The sequence below is a fragment of the Microvirga alba genome (assembly GCF_015694465.1).
GTDB classification, from domain to species: Bacteria; Pseudomonadota; Alphaproteobacteria; order Rhizobiales; family Beijerinckiaceae; genus Microvirga; species Microvirga alba.
The window spans coordinates 73,023-96,387 of the sequence record NZ_JADQDO010000007.1; the positions used below are offsets into that span (position 1 = coordinate 73,023).

19 protein-coding genes are annotated in these 23,365 nt (G+C 62.0%); 6 read left to right on the forward strand and 13 right to left on the reverse strand.

The features are described from left to right. Positions 1–165 precede the first annotated feature (165 nt). The gene (gene glmS / locus I2H38_RS14395) at positions 166–1,992 is read right to left on the reverse strand and encodes a glutamine--fructose-6-phosphate transaminase (isomerizing) (protein WP_196272557.1); all 1,827 of its coding nucleotides are present in this window, start codon (positions 1,990–1,992) and stop codon (positions 166–168) included. Between the two features lie 109 nt (positions 1,993–2,101). After that, positions 2,102–3,478, reverse strand: a complete 1,377-nt coding sequence (glmU, locus tag I2H38_RS14400; protein ID WP_196272558.1) for a bifunctional UDP-N-acetylglucosamine diphosphorylase/glucosamine-1-phosphate N-acetyltransferase GlmU — start codon at positions 3,476–3,478, stop codon at positions 2,102–2,104. 182 nt (positions 3,479–3,660) lie between these two features. Here glmU and I2H38_RS14405 point away from each other — a divergent pair, with 182 nt between their 5' ends. Continuing rightward, positions 3,661–5,232, forward strand: a complete 1,572-nt coding sequence (locus I2H38_RS14405; RefSeq protein WP_324617408.1) for a glucan biosynthesis protein — start codon at positions 3,661–3,663, stop codon at positions 5,230–5,232. Further along, positions 5,208–7,400 (forward strand): glucans biosynthesis glucosyltransferase MdoH, encoded by a 2,193-nt coding sequence (gene mdoH, locus I2H38_RS14410; RefSeq protein WP_196272559.1) that lies wholly within the window; start codon positions 5,208–5,210, stop codon positions 7,398–7,400. Before I2H38_RS14405 ends, mdoH begins: the two co-directional genes overlap by 25 nt. 15 nt (positions 7,401–7,415) lie before the next feature. On the opposite strand, the gene gcvA is transcribed toward mdoH, so the two are convergent. The 3 genes from gcvA to I2H38_RS21415 form a co-directional block, all read right to left on the reverse strand. Beyond that, positions 7,416–8,333: a transcriptional regulator GcvA gene (gene gcvA / locus I2H38_RS14415; protein WP_196272560.1), complete on the reverse strand. Its 918-nt coding sequence runs from the start codon at positions 8,331–8,333 to the stop codon at positions 7,416–7,418. A gap of 353 nt (positions 8,334–8,686) precedes the next feature. Next, entirely contained in the window at positions 8,687–10,330 is a 1,644-nt protein-coding gene (locus I2H38_RS14420; protein WP_196272561.1) for a Na/Pi cotransporter family protein, read from the reverse strand. 179 nt (positions 10,331–10,509) lie between these two features. Further along, positions 10,510–11,550 carry a GGDEF domain-containing protein gene (locus I2H38_RS21415; protein WP_196272562.1) on the reverse strand — a complete coding sequence of 347 codons (1,041 nt, stop codon included), beginning with the start codon at positions 11,548–11,550 and terminating at the stop codon, positions 10,510–10,512. Between the two features lie 517 nt (positions 11,551–12,067). Here I2H38_RS21415 and I2H38_RS14430 point away from each other — a divergent pair. Beyond that, positions 12,068–12,703 (forward strand): thymidine kinase, encoded by a 636-nt coding sequence (locus I2H38_RS14430; RefSeq protein WP_196272563.1) that lies wholly within the window; start codon positions 12,068–12,070, stop codon positions 12,701–12,703. 37 nt (positions 12,704–12,740) lie between these two features. Here I2H38_RS14430 and I2H38_RS14435 read toward each other — a convergent pair whose 3' ends face one another. From I2H38_RS14435 to I2H38_RS14445, 3 genes are all read right to left on the reverse strand, one after another. Continuing rightward, positions 12,741–13,451, reverse strand: coding sequence for an RNA polymerase sigma factor (locus tag I2H38_RS14435; protein WP_196272564.1), 711 nt, complete (start codon positions 13,449–13,451; stop codon positions 12,741–12,743). A gap of 64 nt (positions 13,452–13,515) precedes the next feature. Then, complete coding sequence (locus I2H38_RS14440) at positions 13,516–14,055, reverse strand: plastocyanin/azurin family copper-binding protein (protein WP_196272565.1); 540 nt, start codon at positions 14,053–14,055, stop codon at positions 13,516–13,518. After that, positions 14,052–14,471, reverse strand: coding sequence for a DUF5602 domain-containing protein (locus I2H38_RS14445; RefSeq protein ID WP_196272566.1), 420 nt, complete (start codon positions 14,469–14,471; stop codon positions 14,052–14,054). Before I2H38_RS14445 ends, I2H38_RS14440 begins: the two co-directional genes overlap by 4 nt. A 288-nt stretch (positions 14,472–14,759) precedes the next feature. Here I2H38_RS14445 and I2H38_RS14450 point away from each other — a divergent pair, with 288 nt between their 5' ends. From I2H38_RS14450 to I2H38_RS14460, 3 genes are all read left to right on the forward strand, one after another. Then, positions 14,760–16,307: a sensor histidine kinase gene (locus tag I2H38_RS14450; RefSeq protein ID WP_196272567.1), complete on the forward strand. Its 1,548-nt coding sequence runs from the start codon at positions 14,760–14,762 to the stop codon at positions 16,305–16,307. After that, positions 16,304–16,930, forward strand: a complete 627-nt coding sequence (locus I2H38_RS14455) for a response regulator transcription factor (protein WP_196272568.1) — start codon at positions 16,304–16,306, stop codon at positions 16,928–16,930. The genes I2H38_RS14450 and I2H38_RS14455 overlap by 4 nt, the downstream gene beginning before the upstream one ends. Before the next feature lie 113 nt (positions 16,931–17,043). After that, complete coding sequence (locus I2H38_RS14460) at positions 17,044–17,532, forward strand: GlcG/HbpS family heme-binding protein (protein ID WP_196272569.1); 489 nt, start codon at positions 17,044–17,046, stop codon at positions 17,530–17,532. Between the two features lie 33 nt (positions 17,533–17,565). On the opposite strand, the gene I2H38_RS14465 is transcribed toward I2H38_RS14460, so the two are convergent. The 5 genes from I2H38_RS14465 to I2H38_RS14485 all read right to left on the reverse strand — a co-directional run bounded on the left by I2H38_RS14465 (position 17,566) and on the right by I2H38_RS14485 (position 23,344). Beyond that, complete coding sequence (locus I2H38_RS14465; protein ID WP_210324815.1) at positions 17,566–19,239, reverse strand: alpha-keto acid decarboxylase family protein; 1,674 nt, start codon at positions 19,237–19,239, stop codon at positions 17,566–17,568. 445 nt (positions 19,240–19,684) lie between these two features. Further along, positions 19,685–20,680 (reverse strand): Gfo/Idh/MocA family protein, encoded by a 996-nt coding sequence (locus tag I2H38_RS14470; RefSeq protein ID WP_196272571.1) that lies wholly within the window; start codon positions 20,678–20,680, stop codon positions 19,685–19,687. After that, the gene (locus I2H38_RS14475) at positions 20,677–21,558 is read right to left on the reverse strand and encodes a sugar phosphate isomerase/epimerase family protein (protein WP_196272572.1); all 882 of its coding nucleotides are present in this window, start codon (positions 21,556–21,558) and stop codon (positions 20,677–20,679) included. Before I2H38_RS14475 ends, I2H38_RS14470 begins: the two co-directional genes overlap by 4 nt. A 32-nt stretch (positions 21,559–21,590) precedes the next feature. After that, the gene (locus I2H38_RS14480) at positions 21,591–22,427 is read right to left on the reverse strand and encodes a carbohydrate ABC transporter permease (protein ID WP_196272573.1); all 837 of its coding nucleotides are present in this window, start codon (positions 22,425–22,427) and stop codon (positions 21,591–21,593) included. Continuing rightward, the gene (locus I2H38_RS14485) at positions 22,424–23,344 is read right to left on the reverse strand and encodes a carbohydrate ABC transporter permease (RefSeq protein ID WP_196272574.1); all 921 of its coding nucleotides are present in this window, start codon (positions 23,342–23,344) and stop codon (positions 22,424–22,426) included. The genes I2H38_RS14480 and I2H38_RS14485 overlap by 4 nt, the downstream gene beginning before the upstream one ends. Positions 23,345–23,365 lie beyond the last annotated feature (21 nt).

Sequence of the window (23,365 nt, forward strand, 5' to 3'; positions counted from 1 at the left end):
CGTCGCGACCCTGGAATGACACCCTCCCGCGTCATTCAGGGACGAGCGAAGGCGAGAGCCACGCTAACGCTTGCGGACAGAGCGCAACGATAGCTGTCGCTTCTCATCCGGATAATGTCAGTGTTATGGGTTCAGGGCCCCGCTACGCGAACCCGGAATGACGGCTTATTCCACCGTCACCGACTTCGCGAGATTGCGCGGCTGGTCGACGTCTTTGCCCATGAAGACGGCCGTGTGATAGGCCAGCAACTGGATCGGCACCGAATGCAAGATCGGCGCGACGATGGGATGCGCGGACGGCATCACGATCGTCGCCATGGTGTCGAGGCCGGCTTCCAAAGCGCCCTTCTCATCCGTGATCAGGATGATCCGCCCGCCACGCGCTGCGACTTCCTGCATGTTGGAAACGGTCTTCTCGAACACATTGTCATGCGGCGCAATGACGATGACCGGCATGGTTTCGTCGATGAGCGCGATGGGGCCGTGCTTCAACTCGCCTGCCGCATAGCCCTCGGCGTGGATGTACGAGATTTCCTTGAGCTTCAGCGCACCTTCGAGCGCGAGCGGATAGGACGTGCCGCGTCCGAGATAGAGCACATCCTTCGCCTTGGAGAGTTCGCGCGCCAGGATCTCGACCTGGTGCTCGCGCTTCATCGCCTCGCTCATCAGGCCTGGCACGCCGATCAGCGCATCCACCAGTTCCTTCTCGTGCTCGGCGCTCAAAGTGCCGCGCGCCCGACCGGCGGCAATGGCGAGAGTGAGAAGAACCGTCAACTGGCACGTAAATGCCTTCGTCGAAGCGACGCCGACTTCCACGCCCGCAAGCGTCTGAGCGATCACACCGCTTTCCCGAGCCATGGTGGAGGTGGGGACGTTCACCACAGACACCGTGTGCTGCTTCTCGGCAGTGGCGTAACGCAGGGATGCCAGCGTGTCGGCGGTTTCGCCGGACTGGGAGACGAAGAGCGCGAGGCTCCCGGGCTCCAGCGGCGCTTCGCGGTAGCGGAATTCAGATGCCACATCGATCTCGACCGGGATGCGCGCGAGCCGCTCGAACCAATATTTCGAGACGAGGCCCGCGAGGTAGGCGGTGCCGCAGGCCGAAATCGAAATGCGCTTCAGATCCTTGAAATCGAACGGAAGCTCGAAGGGCAGCTCGACCCGTCCGGCGGAGAAGTTCACGTAGTGGGCGAGCGTGCGGCCGACGACCTCCGGCTGCTCGTGAATTTCCTTCGCCATGAAGTGGCGATAGTTGCCCTTATCGGCGATGAACGAACCGCTTTGGATCTTATGGCGGGTGCGTTGAACCATTCGCCCCGCCTCGTCGCGGATATCCGCGCCGCCTCGGCTGAGGATCGCCCAATCGCCATCGTCGAGATAGGCGACCTCGTCGGTAAAGGGCGCGAGAGCCAGCGCGTCGGAGCCGAGATACATCTCACCCTCACCGTACCCGACGGCGAGCGGCGCACCGTGGCGCGCTCCGATCATGAGATCATCCTCACCGGAGAACAAAAACCCGAGCGCGAAGGCGCCCCGCAGACGGGGCAGCGTCACGGCGACGGCTTCAATCGGCGGGCGGCCCTGGCGCATTTCGTAGGTTACGAGCTGGGCCACGACCTCCGTGTCGGTCTCCGTCTCGAAAATGATGCCCTTGGCCTCAAGTCCGGTCTTCAACTCGCGGAAATTTTCGATGATGCCGTTATGGACAACAGCAAGCTTGTCGGTCGCATGGGGATGGGCATTCGTCTCGTTCGGCTTGCCGTGGGTTGCCCAACGGGTATGGCCGATTCCGATAATGCCCCCAAGAGGGGCCTGAGACAGCTTCGTTTCAAGATTGCGAAGCTTTCCCTCCGCTCTGCGGCGATCAAGCTTTCCACCTTCCAGTGTAGCGACGCCGGCAGAGTCGTAACCTCGATACTCAAGCCGCCGCAGCGCCTCGACGATCTGAGGAGCGACGGGCGTTTTACCGACAATTCCAACGATTCCGCACATGCTTTAGATCGTCCTCTGATCGCTTTTTAACGGTTAAGCTTGCAGCTCTGCTACCGAGGCTGCCGCTTCTACTCAAATCAACTTGCGTGACCGATTGTGACACGCGGTATCATTTTTTCTTGTTCGCGCTGACCTTCTCACGGAAGGCGGTGACCCATCCTTCCTTGACGATCTGGCGGCCGCGACCGAGACCGAGGGCGTTGTCGGGAATGCTCTCGGTGATGACGGATCCCGACCCCACGAACGCGCCCTTCCCTATGGTAACTGGGGCGACGAGCGAGGAATTGGAGCCCACGAAGGCGCCCTCCCCGATCTCGGTGCGGTATTTGCTGAACCCGTCATAATTGCAGGTGATGGTGCCTGCGCCGATATTCACGTTCGCGCCCACGTTTGCATCGCCGAGATAGGTCAGGTGGCCGACCTTCGCGCCCGCGCCGAGTTCCACGTTCTTGATCTCGACGAAATTCCCGACCTTGGCCTTCGACCCGATGGACGCGCCTGGCCGCAGACGCGCGAATGGGCCGATTCCCGCGCCCGACGCGATGCGAGCGCCCTCAAGATGGCTGAAGCTGTGAATGACAGCGCGATCCTCGACGACGACGCCCGGCCCGAAGACCACATGCGGCTCGACCACCACGTCGCGCCCCAGCTTGGTGTCGTGGCTGAAGAAGACAGTCTCCGGGGCCACAAGGGTCACGCCGGCCAACATGGCCTGCTGGCGCAAGCGGTCCTGAAGCATGCGCTCGGCCGCGGCAAGCTGCGCGCGATCGTTAACGCCGTGAACCTCTTCCTCCGCAACCGTAACGACAGCGGTGGGATGTCCAAGCTGGCGCGCGATAGCAACAATATCCGTCAGGTAGTATTCGCCCTTGGCATTCTTGTTGTCGACCTTGTCCAGGACGGGCAGCCCGACCTCGCCGCGAAATGCCATCAATCCGGCATTGCAGAGCGTAATGGCCCGCTCCGCCTCGGTGGCATCCTTGTGTTCGCGAATGTCGAGCAACTGATCGCCCGACATGAGAAAGCGGCCATAGCCCGTCGGGTCCTTGGCATCGAAGCCGAGCCCGACCACACCCGCGCCATTAGCGAGCGGCGCGCGCAGCTTGGCGAAGGTCTCGGTGCTGACGAGCGGGGTATCCGCATAGGCAACAATGACGTCGTCTGGCTTTTGCTCCAGGGCCTCGCGGGCGCTGAGGACCGCATGACCGGTGCCCAGCCGCTCCCGTTGAACGTAAATCCTCGCCCCCGAGAGAACCTTGCGTGCCTCCTCGGCGACGTCCTCTCGGTCCGGTCCGATGACGACGGCGATGTCGGTCGCGCCCGCGGCCTTCACGGTCGCCAGGACGTGGCCCAGCATCGAGCGGTTGGCCACCTCGTGAAGAACCTTGGGTCTGTCGGATCTCATCCGCGTACCCTCGCCAGCCGCCAGCACGATGGCGAGGCAAGTGCGGGAGGAGGCCGTCGTCGGAGAAGCAGATGATGTCATAAAATTGCATTCCGGTAGGGGTTTGCAGTGGAGCTAACTCAGAGTGGGGAATTCGGCAATCATTCCATGGGACATGAGGCCGTTTGCGTCACCAACTCGTTTACTTCACGCTCACGATTGACGATATGTATGGAGATTCCCTTTTACTGGCTGAGAAGCCTCGTACAGACAAGAGTATCGCCGTGCCGGTTCCGCCGGGGTTTTCGTCCCCCTTCCATCCTCGCCGGCGTGATATGCTCGCCTATATCGGCGTTTCCGCCGTCGGGCTCGCTTTCGCGCCTGCTGCTCGGGCTCAGACCCCTCAAGCGGTCATTTCCGCGCGAATGGGCGACAATCAGTCTTTCGATCCGGCCAATGTAACGGATATTGCGCGGCAGCTTGCGCGCAAACCCTTCGTGCCACAGCCGAATGACCTGCCGGATTTCTTCTCGAACCTGAATTTCGATCAGTATGTCTCCATTAAGTCGCTTCGTACCCCGATATGGGGAACGGAGGGGCGCGGCATCGCCGTGGAGCCGCTCCATCGCGGTTTCGTGTTCAATAACGCGGTCGATCTCTACCTCGTCGAGGACGGCACCGTCCGTCGGATCGGGTTCGACCCCTCAAAGTTCGACTATGGCCGCCTGACGCCGCCGGAGAAGCTCGGAGATATCGGTTTCTCCGGCTTTAAGCTGATCGCGACGCCGAGCGAGGGACCGCCCTTCGATTTCGCTATCGTGCAGGGAGCAACCTTCTTCCGCGCGATTGCGAAGGGCCAGACATTTGGGGCCACCGCGCGCGCGCTGACCCTGAAACCGGCAGAGGCCAAGGGCGAGGAATTCCCAGCCTTCCGGGCTTTCTGGCTCGAGCGTCCGGCAGTGGGAAGCAATGGTATCACGATCCACGCCGTGCTCGATTCCGAATCGACCACGGGCGCGGTGCGCATGACGTTCCGACCGGGCGACATGACCATCATCGACGTGGAAACGACTCTCTTCCCCCGCGTAAACCTGGAGCATGTGGGCCTTGGCGGCATCGGCTCGACCTATTTCTACGGGCCCAACGACCGCCGCAACGCTGACGATATGCGTCCCGCCGTCTATGAATCGTCCGGCTTGCAAATGCTGAACGGCAAGGGGGAATGGCTTTGGCGCCCTCTTCATAATCCCGAGACCCTGCAGATTTCCGCTTTCGTGGACAATGCGCCGCGGGGCTTCGGCCTGCTCCAGCGCGAACGGTCATATGAAGCGTTTCAGGATGACGACCGGCGTCTCGAACGCCGCCCGAGCCTCTGGGTCGAGCCCTTGGGCGACTGGGCACAGGGGAGCGTGCAGCTTCTTGAAATTCCGACAGACGCTGAAATCAACCAGAACATTCTGACCTATTGGCGGCCCAAGGCGCCGATGGCTGCCGGATCAGAAGTGCCCTTCGCGTACCGGCAATATTGGTGCTGGAGCCCCCCTGAGCGTCCGCCTCTCGCAACGGTCGCAACAACCCGGGTCGGTCGCGGGTCCGGTGGCCGCAGACGGCGCTTCGCAGTGGACTTCTCCGGTGATATGTTGGGTGACACTTTGCCGGCAGACCTGAAACCGGTGCTGACCGTCGGCCCGGGAACCGTTCAGAACGTCAAACTCTGGCCTTACCCAGAGCGGAAGACGGTGCGCGTTGCTTTCGAGCTTGACCCGGGCAACGAAAACGCGTGTGAGATGCGTCTCATTCTTGAGGCAGGCGGGAAACCGATTAGCGAGACATGGCTTTATCGTTGGACACCATAGGTCCCGATTCGAACGTGGAGGCCCTTCAGCGGCCCGATTCCGTGATGCCGCCCGAAAGCCGTCTGGAGATGCCAACCCAGTCGCTGCGGCACTGGTCGGCTTCGCAGGAGCGGAAAGCCATTGTGAAGCATCCCCGCATGGGGACTTGGCTTGCGCGTCTTTTCGTGTTCGGCGGCGGTCTTCTGCTGACGGGATACGGCACCTACGAAATGTATCAGGTGGTGTCGGTTAGCCGCACCACGATCCTGCAGTGGGTGCTGGTCGCGCTCTTCACCGTTAATTTTTCCTGGATCGCGGTTGCCTTCACGAGCGCGCTTCTCGGCTTCTTTGCCCTGCTCCGGCAGCCCAAGACCCCAGCCGGACCGCCCTCCTCGCTGTCGCACCGCACCGCGATCGTCATGCCGGTCTATAACGAGCAGACGTCGCGCACCTATGCGGCTTTGGAGGCCATTTTCGAATCGGTCGAAGCGACGGGGCTCGGCGCGCATTTCGATTATTTCATTCTCTCCGACACCACGCAGCCGGATGCCTGGATCGCGGAGGAGCGCGCGTTCCTTGCGCTACGCGAGCGGCTCGGACCGCATGCCCGATTCTACTACCGTCACCGAGCGAAAAACTACCATCGCAAGGCCGGAAATATCGCGGATTTTGTTACGCGTTGGGGCGGTCATTACGAGCACATGCTCGTCCTCGACGCCGACAGCCTGATGACGGGCGAGTGCATCACCCGCCTCGCTGCGGCGATGGAGGCCGATCCCGATTCCGGCATCATTCAGTCGCTGCCGCTCATCATCAATCGCAACACGCTTTTCGCCCGCTTGCAGCAATTCGCAGCGCGGGTGACGGGCCCCGTCATTGCGACCGGGCTCGCCGTCTGGATGGGCCGCGACGGCAACTATTGGGGCCACAACGCGATCATCCGCACCAAGGCTTTCGCCGATCATGGCGGATTGCCGGATCTCAAGGGCAAGCCGCCGCTGGGCGGGCATATCCTGAGCCACGACTTCGTCGAGGCGGCCTTCCTGCGCCGCGCGGGCTGGTCCGTCTATATGCTGCCCGACCTCGTGGGCTCATATGAGGAAAGCCCGCCCTCCCTCATCGACCTCTCGGCGCGCGACCGCCGCTGGTGCCAGGGCAACCTGCAGCATTCGCGGGTGATCGGGGCCAAGGGGCTGAAGCTGCCGACGCGACAGCATTTCGCCACCGGCATCATGTCCTATCTGGCCTCGCCGTTCTGGCTGTTCCAGTTGATCGTCGGTATCGCGCTGGTGCTGCAGACGACCTACATCCGCCCGGAATATTTCGCCCGCGACTTCCGCCTCTACCCGGTCTGGCCGCGATTCGACCCCGAGCGCGCTCTCGCGCTGTTCGCGCTGACAATGGGCATTCTGCTCGCGCCCAAGATCTTCGGCCTGATCCTGATGTTGCTCCGCGGCAAGGATCGCCGGGCCTCCGGTGGCGCGATCCGTCTCGTCGTGTCCTCGGTCATAGAGATCACTTTGTCGGCCCTCCTCGCGCCAATCCTGATGCTGATTCAATCAGGCTCGGTGTTTCAGATCCTGCTTGGCCGCGACACCGGCTGGCAGCCGCAGCGCCGCGACGACGGCTCGATCCCGCTCAAGGACATCATCCGTCGCCATCGTTCGCACACGGTGCTCGGAGTTCTCGCCGGCCTGTCCGCTTTCATGATCGCGACGTCCTTGTTCCTGTGGATGTCGCCGACGATCCTTGGCCTTTTGCTTGCTATTCCCCTGTCCTGGCTCAGCGGCCAGCTGGGGGCGGGCTTGGCGCTGAAGAAGATCGGGCTCCTCATGACGCCGGAGGAGCATGCGCCCCCGAGCATCGCGACGCGCGCCAATGAGTTGCAGGTTCGGAACGCCGCCTTCGGCTTTGACGATGAGGACGGCCTGAAGGCCCTGTTCGAAGACGATGCGCTCCGTCAGCGGCACGCCGACATGCTGCCCCCGGCGACGCTCCGCAAGCGCGGCGTCATCGAAACCGAACGCGCCCTCGCGGAGGCCAAGCTCGTCGATGCCGAAACCATTGACGACGCCATCGCCTGGCTTCACCCAAAGGAGCGTATGGTCCTTCTGCATGACCGGGCTCTCCTCGACAGGCTCGTGCATTTGAAGAAGGCACCGACTGCAGGGGTGAAGGCCGCGGAATAGCCCTATTGGAGGCTCTCACCTGTTCGGAGCAGGCTCCGGGACAGCCATTTCCGTATCGCTCGCAACCTCGCTCAACAGCCAGTCGCGGAAGGCCTGAACCTTAGGGGAGCGCCGGCGTGCTTTGGGGAAGACAAGCCAATAGCTCCGGTCTGCCTCGAGGATGAGATCGAAGGGTTGGATGAGGCGACCGGCAGCCAAATCGGCCCTGAAGAAGCCGGGGTTTATCATCGCCACACCCTGCCCGGCCATGGCGGCCATACCTTCAAATTGCTGTGCGCCCAGGGAATGATCAGGGCGATCAGACAGGTCGACGTTCTCGACTCCCGCAGCGGCAAGCCAATCCCGCCACCATGGATCGCCCGGACTGATGATGGGCAGCTTCAGCAAGTCCGCAGGCTCCCGCAGATCGACCTGACACAGCAGCTTCGGGCTGCAAACGGGCGTAAACAGGCTCGGGAAAAGAAACTGTGATTCCATCCCGGGCCAATCGCCCTTGCCCGTCCGGATGGCGACATCGAACTCGTCCTGGTTGAGATCGAGGATCTGAGCCGACACCGCGATCTGAACGGCGATGCTCGGATGGATCTCTTGGAAATGCCCGAGACGCGGAACGAGCCAGCTTGAGGCGAAGGTGGTGAACGTCGCGATCGACAAGACAGATTGAACGCTCTCATCCACCTCTGCGAAAGCGGTTCGAAGCGCCTCGAACGCCTCCGTGACCGCAGGCGCAAGCTGGCGTCCTTTCGCTGTCAGCACGACTTGGCGCGGCTTACGAATGAATAAAGGCGCGCCGACCCGGTCCTCCAGCATCTTGATCTGATAGCTGACGGCGGCTTGCGTCATGCCGAGTTCCTCGGCAGCTCGCGTGAAACTTTGGTGTCGCGCCGCCGCTTCGAAAACGCGCACGGCGCTCATGGGAGGAAGTCTAGGCATGAATGATCCATAAGGCGTCCTTATGGCAGACCTCCCCCTTTCGCTTTGTCAAGATGGGTTCTTCAGGCGCACCTTGTCGGGGCATTCCAGAGGGCTTGGGAGCCTTTGGACAGAACGAAATCGGTGATCGTCATGAGATACGAACAGGTCCATCGCTTGCACGGCGTGGAGAGCATCTGCTGCCGTTTGAAACTGTGGTTAAGCCCTGCCCCACGGCATCACAAGGGCCCGTTTCTCGACCCGAGCGATCTCTCCGACCATGAAAGGCGAGACATCGGCCTACCGGAACGAGTCCGGTACGTCGACTGGCACGCATTGACCACATTGAGACGGAATGGCTGGTTCTAGCTCCGTTACGACGTCAAGCGGCTCGGCTTGAGGTCGCCGCTCTCCTCCAGAAGGGAGTGTCCCGTCGCCGCGATGTGAGCCTCGATACGCTTCAGATCGCGGACGATATCGAGCTGCAGCGCGCTCGTGTCGCCCATGGTATTGCCCGAACGGAGCTGTTCGAGATTTCGTTGGGTGATCGCGCGCTCCAGATCGCGGAAGCGTTCCTTTTCGGCGACGAGCTTTCGCGCCGAGCCGATGTCCTGGAACATCAGGACCGAGGCCGCGAGTTGCAGATGCTCCAGCAACTTCGCGTGCATGCTGTTGATGTCGGCCAGGCTGTCCTTCGGCAAGCGCAGGTGATTCTTGATGCGCTTCGAGGCAAGCTCCATCAGATTCTTGTCGATGATATCGCCCACATGTTCCAGGTTGATGGCGAAGGCCAGGATGTCGGACAGACGCTTGGCTTCCGCATCGCTCAAGGCCTCGTGGTTGATGGAACTCAGATAGCGCCGGATCGCGCTGTAGAGGTGATCGACCACGTCGTCGGTGCGGCTGACCACATCGACCCGGCTGATATCGTCCTCGTGGAAGAGGTCCTGCGAGCCGCGCAACATGGTCTCGACCGTATCGGCCATGCGCAACACCTCGCGGGCGGCGTTCGACAACGCGACGGAGGGCGTATCAAGCGCGTCCGTGTCGAGATATTGCGGCACGCTGGGATCGGACGCTCGCAGCTTCTCGGGGAAGAACTGCAGCAGCAGTTTCGCGATCCAGGGCAGCGGCAAGATGAAGATCGCCGCCAGCACCACATTGAACAGCGTGTGGAAGTTCGCTGCCAACCGCGATGGGTTGGGGTCGAACATAGTCATGTACTTCAACATCGGATCGAGCAAAGGCAACGCCACGACGCAGCCGACGACCCGGATGGCCAGATTTCCCGCAGGGACGCGACGCTTGACCGGGTCTCCACCAGTTCCTTCGAGCAGCGGATTGAGCGCACTGCCGAGATTAGCCCCCAGAACCATGGCGAGCGCCGCATGCGCATCGATAACCCCGGCACTGGCCAGGGACATGATGAACAGCATCGCCGCGACGCTGGAATGGGCCGCCCAGGCGAAGGCGGCCGCGAGAAGCACGAGGATCAGCGTATCCGGCGCAATGGCGGCGAGGAGGCTCTTGAGAGCGACAGAGGACTCGATCGGTCGAATCGTTTCGCTCAGCAAGTGGAGGGAAAGCAGCATCAGGCCAAGCCCGATGGTGACGCGCCCCAGATCCCGGGCGCGGCTCGACGTTCCGCGGCGGAAGGCGATAAATCCGCCGAAAATGAGCACCGGGAAAATCAGGCTGATGTCGAAGGACAGGACCTGAACGATCAGGGTCGTGCCAACATTCGCGCCGAGCATCACGGCCAGCGCCGGCACGAGATCGACCGCGCCCCCGGCCGTGAAGGACGCCACCATCAGCGCCGTCGCCGTGCTGCTCTGCAGAACAGTCGTGACGCCCACCCCTGCCAGGAATGCGCGCAGGCGCGTGCGCAGACCTACCCCGAGGATCCACCGGAGATCGCTGCCAAAAGCGCGCTGAACCCCGCTATTGACCATGTTGATGCCCCACAAGAGCAGGGCAATCTCACCGAGAAGGTGGATCAGGACGGAGGTCGCGGACATTCATTCCTCAAGACAGCAGATAAGATGAACCTATCTGCTTAATCCTCCTGGCGCGGCCCGGCAATCTGATTGCCGGCTAATAATGAAGTTGGCGAAAGAAATCCCCCAAAATCAGGAAGCTCCACTTATTTGCCGGCAAAGGCCTTTATTGCAGAGAGGGTATATCTGAAGAGTTCGGTTTACGTCTGAAAGCCGGGATCCCGATGAAGCCGGCGGACCGAGCCGGAACCCTCATGTTCAAGGCTCGCCACCCTGTTGCGGCCGCGAGCCTTGGCCTGATAGAGCGCCGCGTCGGCCCGAGAGAGCAGCTCCTGCGGGGATATTCCGGTGGCGGTCGCATGACCGACGCTGACGGTGGCATGAATCCGTGATTGCACCTCATCGAGGCGGTCCTGTGCGAAAACCACCCTCACCTGTTCCCCGACCCGTTGCGCCTCTGCTGCCTCCGCCTGGATAATCGCGGCGAATTCCTCGCCTCCAAGCCGTCCGAAAGCGCAAACCGGGAGTTGCTCGGCGAGAACTCGCGCGAATGTCTGAAGAACCGCATCGCCCGTGGGATGCCCGTGCGCGTCATTGATCTGCTTGAAGTTATCGAGGTCGAACACCAGGCAGCTCAAAGGCGCATCGCCGTAGCGGGAGGCCAACTTTTCCGCATCGAGAAAGAAGGCCCGCCGGTTTGGGATCAGGGTCAATGGGTCGAGGAGAGCCGCCTGCCGGGATTCGTATTCGAGCCGCTCCTTGGCCATCGAGAGGAGCAGCACGGCACTCGTTGGAACGTAGAACATGTTCAGCAACGCCAATTCCGAGGACCAGCGGCTGGCCAGAACATCGATCCACGGACCCGCGTTGAGAAAGGGGCCGACGAGCCCGCGCAAGGCACAAAAAATCGCGGCCGTGAAAAACACCACGACAGCGGCCCGTTGCGACATCAGGCGTTGAGGGGCATGTTTCAATAACTCCCAAGCGGACAAGGCGAGATAGGAGCCGGAGATCGCCGCCATCAGGGCCAGCCGTTGGCTGAAGATGCTTTCAACGAACGGCCAGGCGGTGAGCCACGCGACCAATCCGATCAGCCCGCGGAACGGCTCTAACGGGCGTCCGTTGAAAACCCGACACCCGCAATAGAGCAGCCCCATGCTGATGGCGACGAGTGCGTTGCCGATCAGGATCGCGCGGTTCGGCTCGGGGGAGGAGAAGTTCTGTAAGCCGATGAAAGCCACGCCGATTGAACCCAGGAGGGAACTCGCCCCCCACCATCCCAAAGCGCGAATCTTCCGATTCTGTGCCCAGGAAAAAAGCAACAGACCGCCCATCAATGCGCAAAGCATGACGGAGGAAGCTCCGAGCGTAGCCGGATCAAGGGCGCGCATGCTGATGCTCGAAGTAGTTTCGCGGACGAACAAGGGAGTTATACTCGCAATAGGGCATGAAAAATTGTGACGCCACCCCTAATTTTGCGGCGGAGGCATTGCTTTTATTCAATATTGCCAAAGAGCTCCTCCTCTGACGAAACACCACCCCAACCTTCCCTTAAGTCAACACCGAGCCATTCCATGCTAGAGTGTTCTGGGACACACCACGCATTTCGGAACGGCGAAATCCGAGGCAGATCGCGTTCGCCGGGACGATTGTCCTGTGGGGATTGGCCCGGCGTGGTCGGCCGAGGCCTTGAGTCAGGGGGCCCGGTAAGGGACTCTGGCGGCCAATTTTCAGATTCGAAGCCCGAAGGGCGCATTCATGGCCAAACTGCACTTTCACTTCTCGGTGATGAACGCCGGCAAGACGACCCAGCTGCTGCAAGTCCGGTACAATTACATCGAGAATGGTGGCCTGGTCATGCTGTTCACGAGCGCTCTGGACGACCGCGCGGGCGTTGGCAGGGTGTCATCGCGGATCGGACTTTCCGCGGACGCCATTCCGCTTCGGCACAGCGATGATCTGGCGGCCATCGTCGGAGAGGTTCATGCAAAGACCCCGGTGACGGTGGTTCTGATTGACGAAGTGCAATTCATGACGTCTGAGCACATCTGGCAGGCCGCGCGGATCGTCGACGAGTTGAAGATCCCGGTGATGACCTACGGCCTGAAGAACAACGTTTTCGGCGAATTGTTCAGCCCTGCGATCTGCACCCTTCTGGCGCTGGCGGAGGACATCAAGGAAATCAAACAGCTCTGCCATTGCGGACGCAAGGCCACGATGATTCTGCGCTACGACCTGGATGGCAACGCGGTGAAGACCGGAGAGGTCGTCGAAATCGGCGGCGACAGCCGCTACGTCTCGGTCTGCCGCCCCCACTGGGTCGCAGGCGACATCGGCGCTGCGAGACGCGCCGCGCTCGGCAAGCCGGCAAAGGTGGAGTGCGTCGCCGCATGAGACGTGCATTGGCCCGATCGTCGCGGCGCTGAGCCGATCATTTCTTTGGCGGATCTGGAATGCCGAGCCGCTCCAGGACGGCCCGAGTGATCCGCCCGCAGCGGGCACCTGCAAACGGAAACACGTCAACGAGCGCCGATGAGAGCGTCTCGTTGAGAGCCCGCCGGAGGATGTGCCGGGCGCGATGGAGTCTCGTCTTCACCGTCTCGGGTTTCAGGCCGAGCTGCGAGGCAGTCTCCTCGATGCTCATCTCCTCGATATCCCGCAGCACGAACACGACGCGGAACGGATCCGGCAATTGATCCACGGCCCGTTCGAGCAAGCGGCGGATTTCGGATCGGGCCGCCGCGACTTCCGGGTCGCTGTGGTGGCGGCCCGTCGGGAGAACGATCACGCGGGCTTCTCCTTGCTCATTGATGGTATCGAGGTGCTTCAACTCGACAGCCGGGCGCTGATGCCGGAGCCGACCGAGTGCCTCATTGAGAGCGATGCGCGTCAGCCAGGTCGACAGGGTTGCGTCGCCCCGGAACCCTCCGAGGTGGGTGAACGCGCGCAGGTAGGTTTCCTGGACCACGTCCTCGGCCTCGGTATCGTCGCGAAGGACGCTGCGCGCGACGCGGTACAGGCGGCGGTTGTATCTCTGCATGATCAGACCGAAGGCCGCGCCATCCCGACCCCGCGCCCGTTCGACCAGCGCCATATCACTCAAATCGTCCAGCCGTGAGGCTGCGGCGGCTCCAGATTGCATGGTCAAGCTCCATGTCCGGCGATGAGAATATAGGGCCTTAAGATTCCAACCCCATGGGGTCGGCTCAGGTTCGACGAACGATGCCGCGCTGCATGATCTCATCGACGGACGGGAATGCACGCACCGCCGCCTCGGGTATTGGTTCGGTGCCTGGTTGCGCGGGCGACGCCACGCCTTTTGCCGGCGGCCCACTCGGCTGCCCCACAACGATCCGCCCCACCATTCCAGCATGTTCATGGGGGAGGCAGAAGTAATCGTAGATTCCCTCTAAGGTGAAGGTGACAGAAAAGCTTTCCTGCGGAAGCAGGTAGTCCGAGTTCCACGGAGCGGCTCGCTCGGGGATGCGAAGCGAGTGCGCGTCGTTCTGCGGATGGTAGGCCGTGGATGTGTGGGCGTTTCCGGGATCGAGATTGATCCACCGAATGGTCTGGCCAGGCCGAATGCGGATCCCGATGGGATCGAACCAGACCTGAGAGCCATCGGCGTTTCCTTGCATCCGGATCTCGATTTGGGGGCTCGCACCCTGTGCGGCGGCTCTGCCGTACAGGGGAGAGGCGAGGAGAACCCCGCCGATCCCTAGAATATGGCGCCTGGATAACATCATTTTGCCGCCACCCGCGCTTCATCCGTCTTCGAAACATGCCACAACACCACATGAGCGTGAGGCTTCTCGACGCCAGGATGGCCGGCATTGTAATAGACATCGACGTGGTCAACTTTGCCGCCGGGTGCGGCGAGGTTGTCGAAGCGTTTGTCCTTGTTCGCGAGATCCTCGATGGGGAGCATGTAGACCGTGCTGACGAGGCGGCCGTCGCGGTCGTAGGCCAGGAACGGGCCGGCCGGCAGGGTTTTGGGATCGACATAGAGCTGACCGAGTCCAGGCAGGAAGTCCGGCAGCTTCACAAGCTCGCTCACTTTTTTATAGGAGCCTGTCGGCGGGGCCTTTTCGACCTGATCGGCAGCGAGAGCCGGCATGGTGAACGCCGCGATGGCAGCAGCGGCAACGAAGCGGAGAAACATAACGTCATCCTCTCTCTTGACCCGGCGAATGCCCGGCACATTCGATTGGATGGAGCTTCGTCAGAAAAGTTCCCGGAAAGTTCGACACGCGTGTGTTGTGGAAGCGGCCAACCATTCGGGCGGTTCAAGCCGGAGGCGGCCCTCGGTGGGTTCCGCTCTCCGCAACCGAAATTGGACAAGACTTGGTGACGCATCCGTACGGTCACGTCCGTCGGCGCCAGCAGGAACATCGACGTCAACGCATGAACCGGGTACCCTGACCAGCATGGTTGTCGCTGATCTTGAAACATGAACAGGCGCATTCTCGGGCTCGTCGGCCTCTGGTTGGCATTGGTATTCACCATCGCGACGCTGGTGGCTCTCACGAGCTATGCGCGCCTGCGCGACGCCTTCGATACTGATGCGAGTGCGCTGTACCGGGTCATATCGCAGCGCGTGGACCAGCACGATGCGCACCTGACCAGCATTGCGGCGGTCCTGTCGAACGCCGATCCGTCCTTTTCGACCCTGCGCGCGGTCGCCGAAGCGGTGCTGCGATTCTACCCGCGCATCGCAGCCATCGACGTTCTGAGCCTGGATCCCACGCCGGCGATCACGTTCACCACCCGCGAGCTGAACCCGGGCGTGGATGCAGGTGTTTTGGCGGCCCAAGCCCGCGCGCTATCGCCAGGACAGGCCGTTGTGGTGTCGGGGGATCACCGCAACGCGGCCTACGAACTGGTCAAGCGGCTTCCCCCGGGGCTTGCCTCCGTCGGCGCGGTCGCGATGACCATTGACGCCAGACGGCTGGTGGAGCCCGAGGGCGGGTTATCGCCGAGCACTTTCCTGATCCTGCTCGATCCGTCCGGAAGGGTCGTTCTGCAAACCGATGAACCACCGCATTCCAGCGGAATCGTTCCAGCCTTCGTCTTCGAGAAAGCCCTCGGCAGCCGCTCCCAACCGCTCGTCCTGCGGTTGCAACAGCAACCCGCGATGGAAGACCTGCTGCCGCCTGCCGCTCTCGCAATCCTGGCGATTGCCGCCGGCCTCGGCGTCGTCCTTCTCGCCTTCGTCCTTCGGGAGCGGCGCGTTGCGAAGGAAGCCTCCGCGCGGGAGCGCCTGCGCGAGCATGAGGCGCGGCTTGCCCATGCCATGCGGGTGAATACGGTCGGCGAAATGGCGTCCGGCATCGCCCATGAGCTCACGCAACCACTCACCGCGATCCTTAGCCAGAGCCAGGCCGGGCTTCGCCTGGCCCACGCGTCGGAGGAGCCTGCGCAGATCATCGGCGTTCTTGAAGCCAATGTGCGGCATGCGAAACGCGCCGGCGACATTCTGGCGCGGCTCAGGGCCTATGTGTCCAACAAAGGCCCCGCCGTCGAGGCCACGGATCTCAACCTGCTGGTCCGGAACGTCGCCGCCTTGTCCCGGCACGATCTTGAGAGCCGCGGCATCACGCTCCGACTCGAAATCGGCCCCAACTCTCCCCTGAGCGCGATTGACCGCGTGTCCATCGAGCAGGTCGTTCTCAACCTCATCCGCAATGCCGCCGATGCGGTTGAACCCGTGCCGGAGGAGCGGCGCATCATCACGCTCGCCACTGCCTGGGAGGGCACGGACGCTGTCATCGTGGTGTCCGATGCAGGCCCCGGCATACCGGCCGCGAACCTGCCGCGTCTGTTCGAACCCTTCTTCACGACCAAAGCGGATGGGATGGGCCTCGGCCTGTCCCTGTGCGAGCGTCTCGTCGAGGCTTTCGGCGGGCGGATCACAGCTGAGAACGGCGCGATTCAGGGCGCGGCTTTCACGATCTACCTTCCCGCGCTTTCCGGGACCTTGGGAGCCGCCGCCGAATGAAGCCCTCGCAGCAAACGGTCTTCCTGATCGACGACGACGAGGATGTCAGGGACGCCCTCGGTCTTCTCCTGCGCACTGTCGGCTTTTCCGTCGAGGCGTTTCCGAACGCCCTCGCCTTTCTCGAACGCCCGAACCGCGAGAAGCTTGGCTGCATCGTGGCCGATATTCGCATGCCGGGGCTATCGGGCCTGCAACTGCTGGAGCGCCTCACAGCCGAGGGTGACCGGATGCCCCTGGTCGTCATCACGGGCCACGGCGACGTGAATGCCTGCCGTCGCGCCTTCAAAGGCGGCGCGGTCGATTTTCTGGCGAAACCCGTGGACGAGCAGGTGCTGATCGAGGCGGTGGGCGTGGGCTTCGCCCGCCTCCACGAGCGCACCCGTCAGCAGGCGGAACGGGGCGAGCTAAGCGCCCTCCTCGCGCGCCTGACGCCGCGCGAGCGCGAGGTGCTCGATATGGTCGCGCGCGGCTGGGCGACGAAGGAAATCGCGCGGGCGCTCGATCTCTCTCCCCGGACGGTCGAAACCCACCGGGCGAATCTCGCGGAGAAGCTTGGCACGAATTCCATCGCCGAATTGGTGCGCATGGTGCTGGCGGATCCCGAGCGAGGCGCGCCTCCGTAGATTTACGGAGCCCGCTCCGGCGGCGTCCCGATAACCCGCTCCGCGATGGCGCGTTAACTTCTCCCCGTCGAACAAAACGGCTCGCTTGTGTGAAGCCTCATCGGAGAAGGTCCATGTCGAAATTCCGCCTCGCCACCATCGCCGCGCTCGCCCTGATCCCCGCGGCCGCCAGTGCCCAAGTTCTGCAGGAGCGTAACCTGCCGCTCAGCATCGCGCAGGAAATCGCCGAGGGCGCCGTCGAGGCGTGCGCCGCCAAGAACTTCAGCGTGACAGCCACGGTCGTGGACCGCGCCGGCCTCGTCCGTGCCGTACTGCTCACCGACAAAGCGGGACCGCACACCATCGAGGCGAGCCGCGCCAAAGCCTACACCGCGGCTTCCGCGCGCAACAACACCACTGCCATCATGGAAAACGCCGAGAAGAACCCCGCAGCTCGTCACCTCGCCTCGATCGAGGGTTTCCTGCTGCTTGGCGGCGGCGTTCCGGTGAAGGTCGGCGATGAGGTGATCGGCGCGGTCGGCGTTGGCGGAGCGCCTGGGGGCCACCTCGATGAAGAATGCGCAAATGCCGGCATCGAGAAGGCGAAGGCAAAACTCCGCTAAGAACGCCCCGTGGTCGGCCTCGCGCCGGCCACGTCATCTCCCGACGGAGTCACCGGCCCGCACTGGCGTGTCGCCGTACATGGCCTTCAGCTGGCCATGGGCGAAGGCGAGAGCCGGCGGCATATCCATCTTGCCGCCCATGATTTCGATATAGGCGCCGGATTTGCTGGCGCGCGCCGACTTCATCGCTTCATCGAGTTCGCCGAGCGTGGTCACACGAGCGGTGAACCAGTCGGCGCAACCAAGCGTCTTGGGTAATTCGGCGTAATTCCAAGGCGCGAGGTCGTTGTAGGTCCAGTTCGGATTTTCCTCCAACGCCCGCTCGACAAGATAACCACCATTGTTGAGTACGAAGACAATAACGTTTGCTCCGAACCGTCCCATTGCGCCGATGTCGTTCGCAGTCAGTTGATGCGAGCCTTCGCCCGTGATCAGAATTGTGCGCCGACTCGGATCGGCAAGCGCGACACCGAGGGCGGCCGGGGTCGCCCACCCGATCGAACCCCACAGAACTTGCGCTTCCACCCGCACACCGTCCGGAAGGATCGTTGGCGTCATACCGAGGCTTGAACTCCCGGTCTCGAGAACGACCGTGTCCCCGGCGCGCAGGAATGCCGCGTAGCGCGGATAAAGCGCCGCCATCGTGATCTTGTCGGATGGGTTGCCGTTTACCGGCGCAAGCGCCTGCGGTTTTGCCCGGTATGGCGCCGATGATCGTTTGAACTTGGCCAGCTCAGACAGAACGTCCGCAAGCCGGACATTGGCGATAACTTGGTCGCCGATCCTGACGTCGTCGAGGCCGACGGTAATAAACCGGGACAGATCGAGGTGGCTGGAATAGGCAGCCGTGGTGATGTCGTTCAAATTAACGCCGCCCAGATCGAGGACGATATCGGCGCTTTCGACGATATGCCGCGTGTCCAGCTCTGACACCGCGCCGGCATATATGCCGGCAAACTGCGGATGCCCCTCGTCGATCGAGCATTTTTCCATGAGCGTTGTGACAAAAGGACAGCCCAACGCTTCGATCGCCTTCTGTGCCTGCTTTTGCAAGCCAAGCCGCGAAACTGTGGAGGCCGGAAACGCGACGACGGATTTTGCTTTGTCGACGCGCTCAGCGATAATCGCCATCGCCTTTTGTAACGCTGCCTCGTTTGATCGTGGCACGATCGGCTTCACGTCAACCGGCACGACGGGGGATAGCGCGTAGTCCGACGGCACGGCGATATAGGCCGGCTGATTGTTGCGGCGCGCCTCCGCGATGACGCGCTCCATTTCGACGACGCAGTTTTCCGGATTGATGACCGCGTGACAGCACGCTGCGTCGGCGGACAGCGCAACGAAATTGCCGAACACGCCGTCACCGAGCGTATGATGGGCGATCTTGTGTACGCGCTGATTTTGATAGGATGGCATTCCGACGACGTGAAAAACCAGTGATCGTTCCGCCTTCGCGCCCATTACGCCGTTTATGGCCGAGAGTTCGCCGACGCCATAGGTCGTCACCAACATCGCTGCGCCCCGGATGCGCGCGTAGCCGTCGGCGGCGTAAGATGCATTCAATTCGTTGGCACAACCGATCCATTTGATTTTTGCACTACTGTCAACCGCGTTACAGATCGGAAACGCATAATCGCCGGCAACGCCAAAGCAGTGTTCGATCCCTTCTGTAGCCAGTCGATCGACGATGTAATCGGCGACACTCACCGCCTTTACTGTTCTTGACGACGCGTCGGACCGTGGAACTGGCATATTCATGCTCCTTTTCAGTTTTACTGACGCGGTTGATGGGGCGAAGCCCTGGCCTCAGCGTCCTGCGGCTGAGTATCGCCAGCGCGTACGTCGCCCGGAGCATTAAGTTTGGCTGCGCGGGTTCTAAGCCCCGCGGAACATGACGCGGGTTGCGCGTCGTAAACGCCGCCCAGATTCGGCGGTTCCAACGAGGCCCAAATTAGTCTTCACTCATTGAGGAGGTCTACAACAAACGCAGGCTTCATTCGGAGCTGGGTATCTCACCCCCGGCAGTTCGAGGATCATCACATCCGGCAGACTGGCAAAACGGCAGCCTGGCCAGTGTCCACCCTCAGGGGCGCACTCCAAAGAGCTCCGCTCCCCGAGCAGGATCCAAGTTGCGCGCCAGAGAATGAACCGATCAGAGGTCAAGCAACTGCCGGAGCTTCTCTAAGCGCTCCATGGCTGGAACACCGTCAGCAATCGTCGGTGCGGCAGACGCCTCTCCCTTGAAGAGCTTTATCCCGTCGGTCAACAAGGCGTGGTAGCCCTTGTGATCCTCGTTCGCTGCCGCAGTGAAGTTGGGTTTCCACGTCAGCGTGTCGACATCTTCGGCCAACGTCGCCCCAAGATCATCGGTCTTGAAGGGCGGATTCCGGTTCCAGCGCACCTCAATGACGTCATCGACTTCGAGCCGCTGGTGATCCCCCATCAGCTCGACGCGCTCCACGGGAGCCCCGCGTGACTGGACTGTACCCATCGCGATGGTACCGATCGCACCGCATTCGAAGTCGAAGTTGACATGAAAGAGGATGCGTCCGGGGGCCGCCTCGACCTTGCGGGCGCTCATCGAGCGGACCGGCGAGACGAGGAATGAGACCAGATCCATGTAGTGGACACAGTGGTGCAGAAAGAAACCTGTGTAATCCACGTTCCCCGCAAAGTAGGTCGGGGCCGTCATGTAATAGCCAGTCAGCCCAAGAACGCGCCCAAAGCGACCAGAGGCGATAATGTTGTGAGCGATCCTATTGCCGATAGAGTATCGCTTCATGAAGCCCAGCACCAACGGCTTGTTGGCCCGCTCCGATGCTCTTAGGAGTTCACGAGCGCCCTCTGCGGTCGCCGCAGGTGGCTTTTCCATGAAGACAGGAAGTCCACGCTCCAATGCAGCCTTGCCGAAGACCAGGTGCTGATCCGGTCCAACTGCCATACCGACCACGTCGATGCCGCGGGAGTCGATGAGTTCCCTCGCATCCGATGTGAGCTTGCTCACACCGAACTGGCGGCCCGCCTGAGCCAGTCGTGTTCCATCGACGTCGCACAAAGCCGCGATCTCCACGTCGTGCCGAAGGAGTTGAGGGAGCAACATCTGGGTGGCATGCGTGCCGCAGCCAATCCAGCCGATCTTAAGAGTCATCGCCGATATCTCGTGAGGGTGAGGTGGGATTTCAGGAATGAGACGCTCGCGGCGAGACGCTCGCTCTCGTCTTCGTGGGGCGGGCGCCACTGTGCGAATGGCACGCCGAAGCGGTCGTCGTCTCGGCGGAAAGGCTCCAGTGAGATCGGCCCGTGATAATCGACGTCATGGAGCGCGCGACACACCTCGACCCAGTTGGTCGCGCCGGTCCCGAGGAAGCCGCGATGGTTTTCGTTCGCTTGAAAGTGAATCGTGCGGGAACCAGCGAGGCGAATAGCCTCGGGGATCGACGCCTCCTCCATATGCATGTGGAAGGTGTCGAGCATGAGCCCGACCGACGGGTGGTCGACGGCATCCAGCAGCTCGATCGCTTGTGCGGTCGTGCAAAGAACATCGCTTTCGAAGCGGTTGAGCGGCTCGACGGCCAGCTTTATTCCAACGGCGCCAGCGTGATCCCCGGCTTGCCTCAGGCCAGACACGCACCGTTCCTTACGAGCTAACCTTTCAGCCTCGTCCACCGGCGCCGGTGGACGACCCGCGAAAACGAGCGGATTACCAGTCAGTGGGCCGCCGACAATTTTAGCGCCCAGCGCTGCCGCGCAGTCAGCAGCATAACGCAAGTAGTCAACACCGGCTTGATGGGCCGTCGGATCGCCACTCGCCAGGTTCCGCTGCAAGTTGACCCGGGCTGCGAGCACCACCTCCACGCCCGCGTCATCAAGTGCGCGACGGGCGGCAGCAAGATCGATCTCGGCGGGCTCAGGCACGAGGAGCTCGACGAAGTCGAAACCCAGCGACTTCATGCGGCCGAAGAGAGGAAAGTGCTCGGCCGTGAACGGACGTGCATACTGCATCGAGATTAGGCCAACCGGATTCATGTTCGTCCTTGTTTTGAATACTTGGCGCCCGGTCATCCCTTGACGGCGCCCTGGGTGAGCCCGCCGATGAGACGGCGCTGAGCGATAAGAAAGAGGATGGTCGCCGGCAGGGCACCGACGACGCCACCGGCCGAGAGCAAGCCCCACTCGATCTGGTACTCGCCGATCAGGGTCTGAACGGCGACGGTGACCGTGCGCACGTTGCGACCACCCAGAGTCAGGGCATAAAGGTACTCGTTCCAAGCCGTGATGAAGATATAGATCCCGGTCGAAACGATCCCGGGCATCGCCAGCGGCAGGATCACGCGCCGAAGAGCCTGCAGACGCGTACAGCCATCGGTCATTGCCGCTTCATCAAGGCTTTTGGGGATCGCGTTGATGTAGCTCGTCAGCATCCAGACCGAGAATGGGATCGCGACAGTCGCGTTGGCGATGATCAGGGCAGCATGCGTATCAAGAAGCCCGATGCGCCTCATCAGCACGAACAGCGGCAGAATGAGCAGGACCACAGGAAACATGTTCACAAGCAGGAACTGCAGCATCAGCAGCCGCCGGCCGGGGAACCGGAAACGCGAGAACGCGTAGGCAGCGGTCACGGAGACGACGAGACCCAGCACCATCGTCCCGGTCGCCACGATCAGGCTATGGCCCATATTGCCAAGGAACGACGTGCGGGAGACAAGGCGGACATAGTTCTCAAGCGACCAATCGCTCGGGACAATGGAAACACCCAAGGCCGCCAGCCTCTCTTGCGGCGTAACGGATGTCAGGACCATCCACGCGAAGGGACCAATCGCAAGAAGCACGATCCCAAGAGCCGGCAAGTCAGTCGTCAGTATCCGTCTCGACAGTGTCGGCTTCCCGATCATCGCTCGGCCTCCCCTGAGGTTCGCGCAATGTAAACCGCCACAACACCGGCAAGGAGCAGTGTGAACATGACCGCGATCGTCGTCCCGTAGCCGAAGTCGAGGTTCTGGCGCGCTTTGACGAATGCGTAGAGAGGCAGCGTTTGGGTGGCATAACCAGGCCCGCCTCCCGTCATGACAAAGATCACGTCAATTGAGTTGGCGACCCAGATGATGCGCAGGAGACCGGCGGTGGCGAGAACCCCGGCGATCCCCGGCAGGGTGACGTGACGAAACTGTCTCCAGGCGCTAGCGCCGTCGATTGACGCTGCCTCGTACCGGCTTTTGGGAATGCCCTGTAATCCGGCCAAGATCATCACGGCAAAGAAAGGGAAGCCCTGCCAGGTCAGCGTGGCGATGACGGCGTAGAGGGCTTTGTCCGGATCCGCGAGCCAAGGCACCGCTGATTGGATCATCGCGAGCCGGAGCAGGATTTCATTCAGTACGCCGGTATTGGCGTCGTAGATCCAGCGCCACATGAGCGCAATGACGACGCTCGGGAGAGCCCATGGAATGATGACCAGAGCCCGTGCCAAGCCGCGCCAGGGGAACTCCCGATTGAGGACCAGCGCGGCGACGAGACCGAGCCCCATCTGCAAGGGCACCGTCAGCCCGATCCAGATGGCCGTATGGCCGAGGGTTATCCAGAAGACGGGGTCTTGGACGAGCTTGATGTAGTTGCCGAGGCCGACGAAGCGAGCGGCATTCGGCCGAAACAATACGAATTCGTAGAGGCTCGTTACCACAGCCTCGATCATCGGCAGGAACACGATGATGATGGTCACCACGACCGCCGGCGTCAGCAAAGCATACGGCAACAAGCGGTTGCGCCACGAGTGAGCCGGGGCGGCTTGGTTCGGCAAGGCCACGGATAGCGTCATCGCGCCAGATCTTTCGTCGGA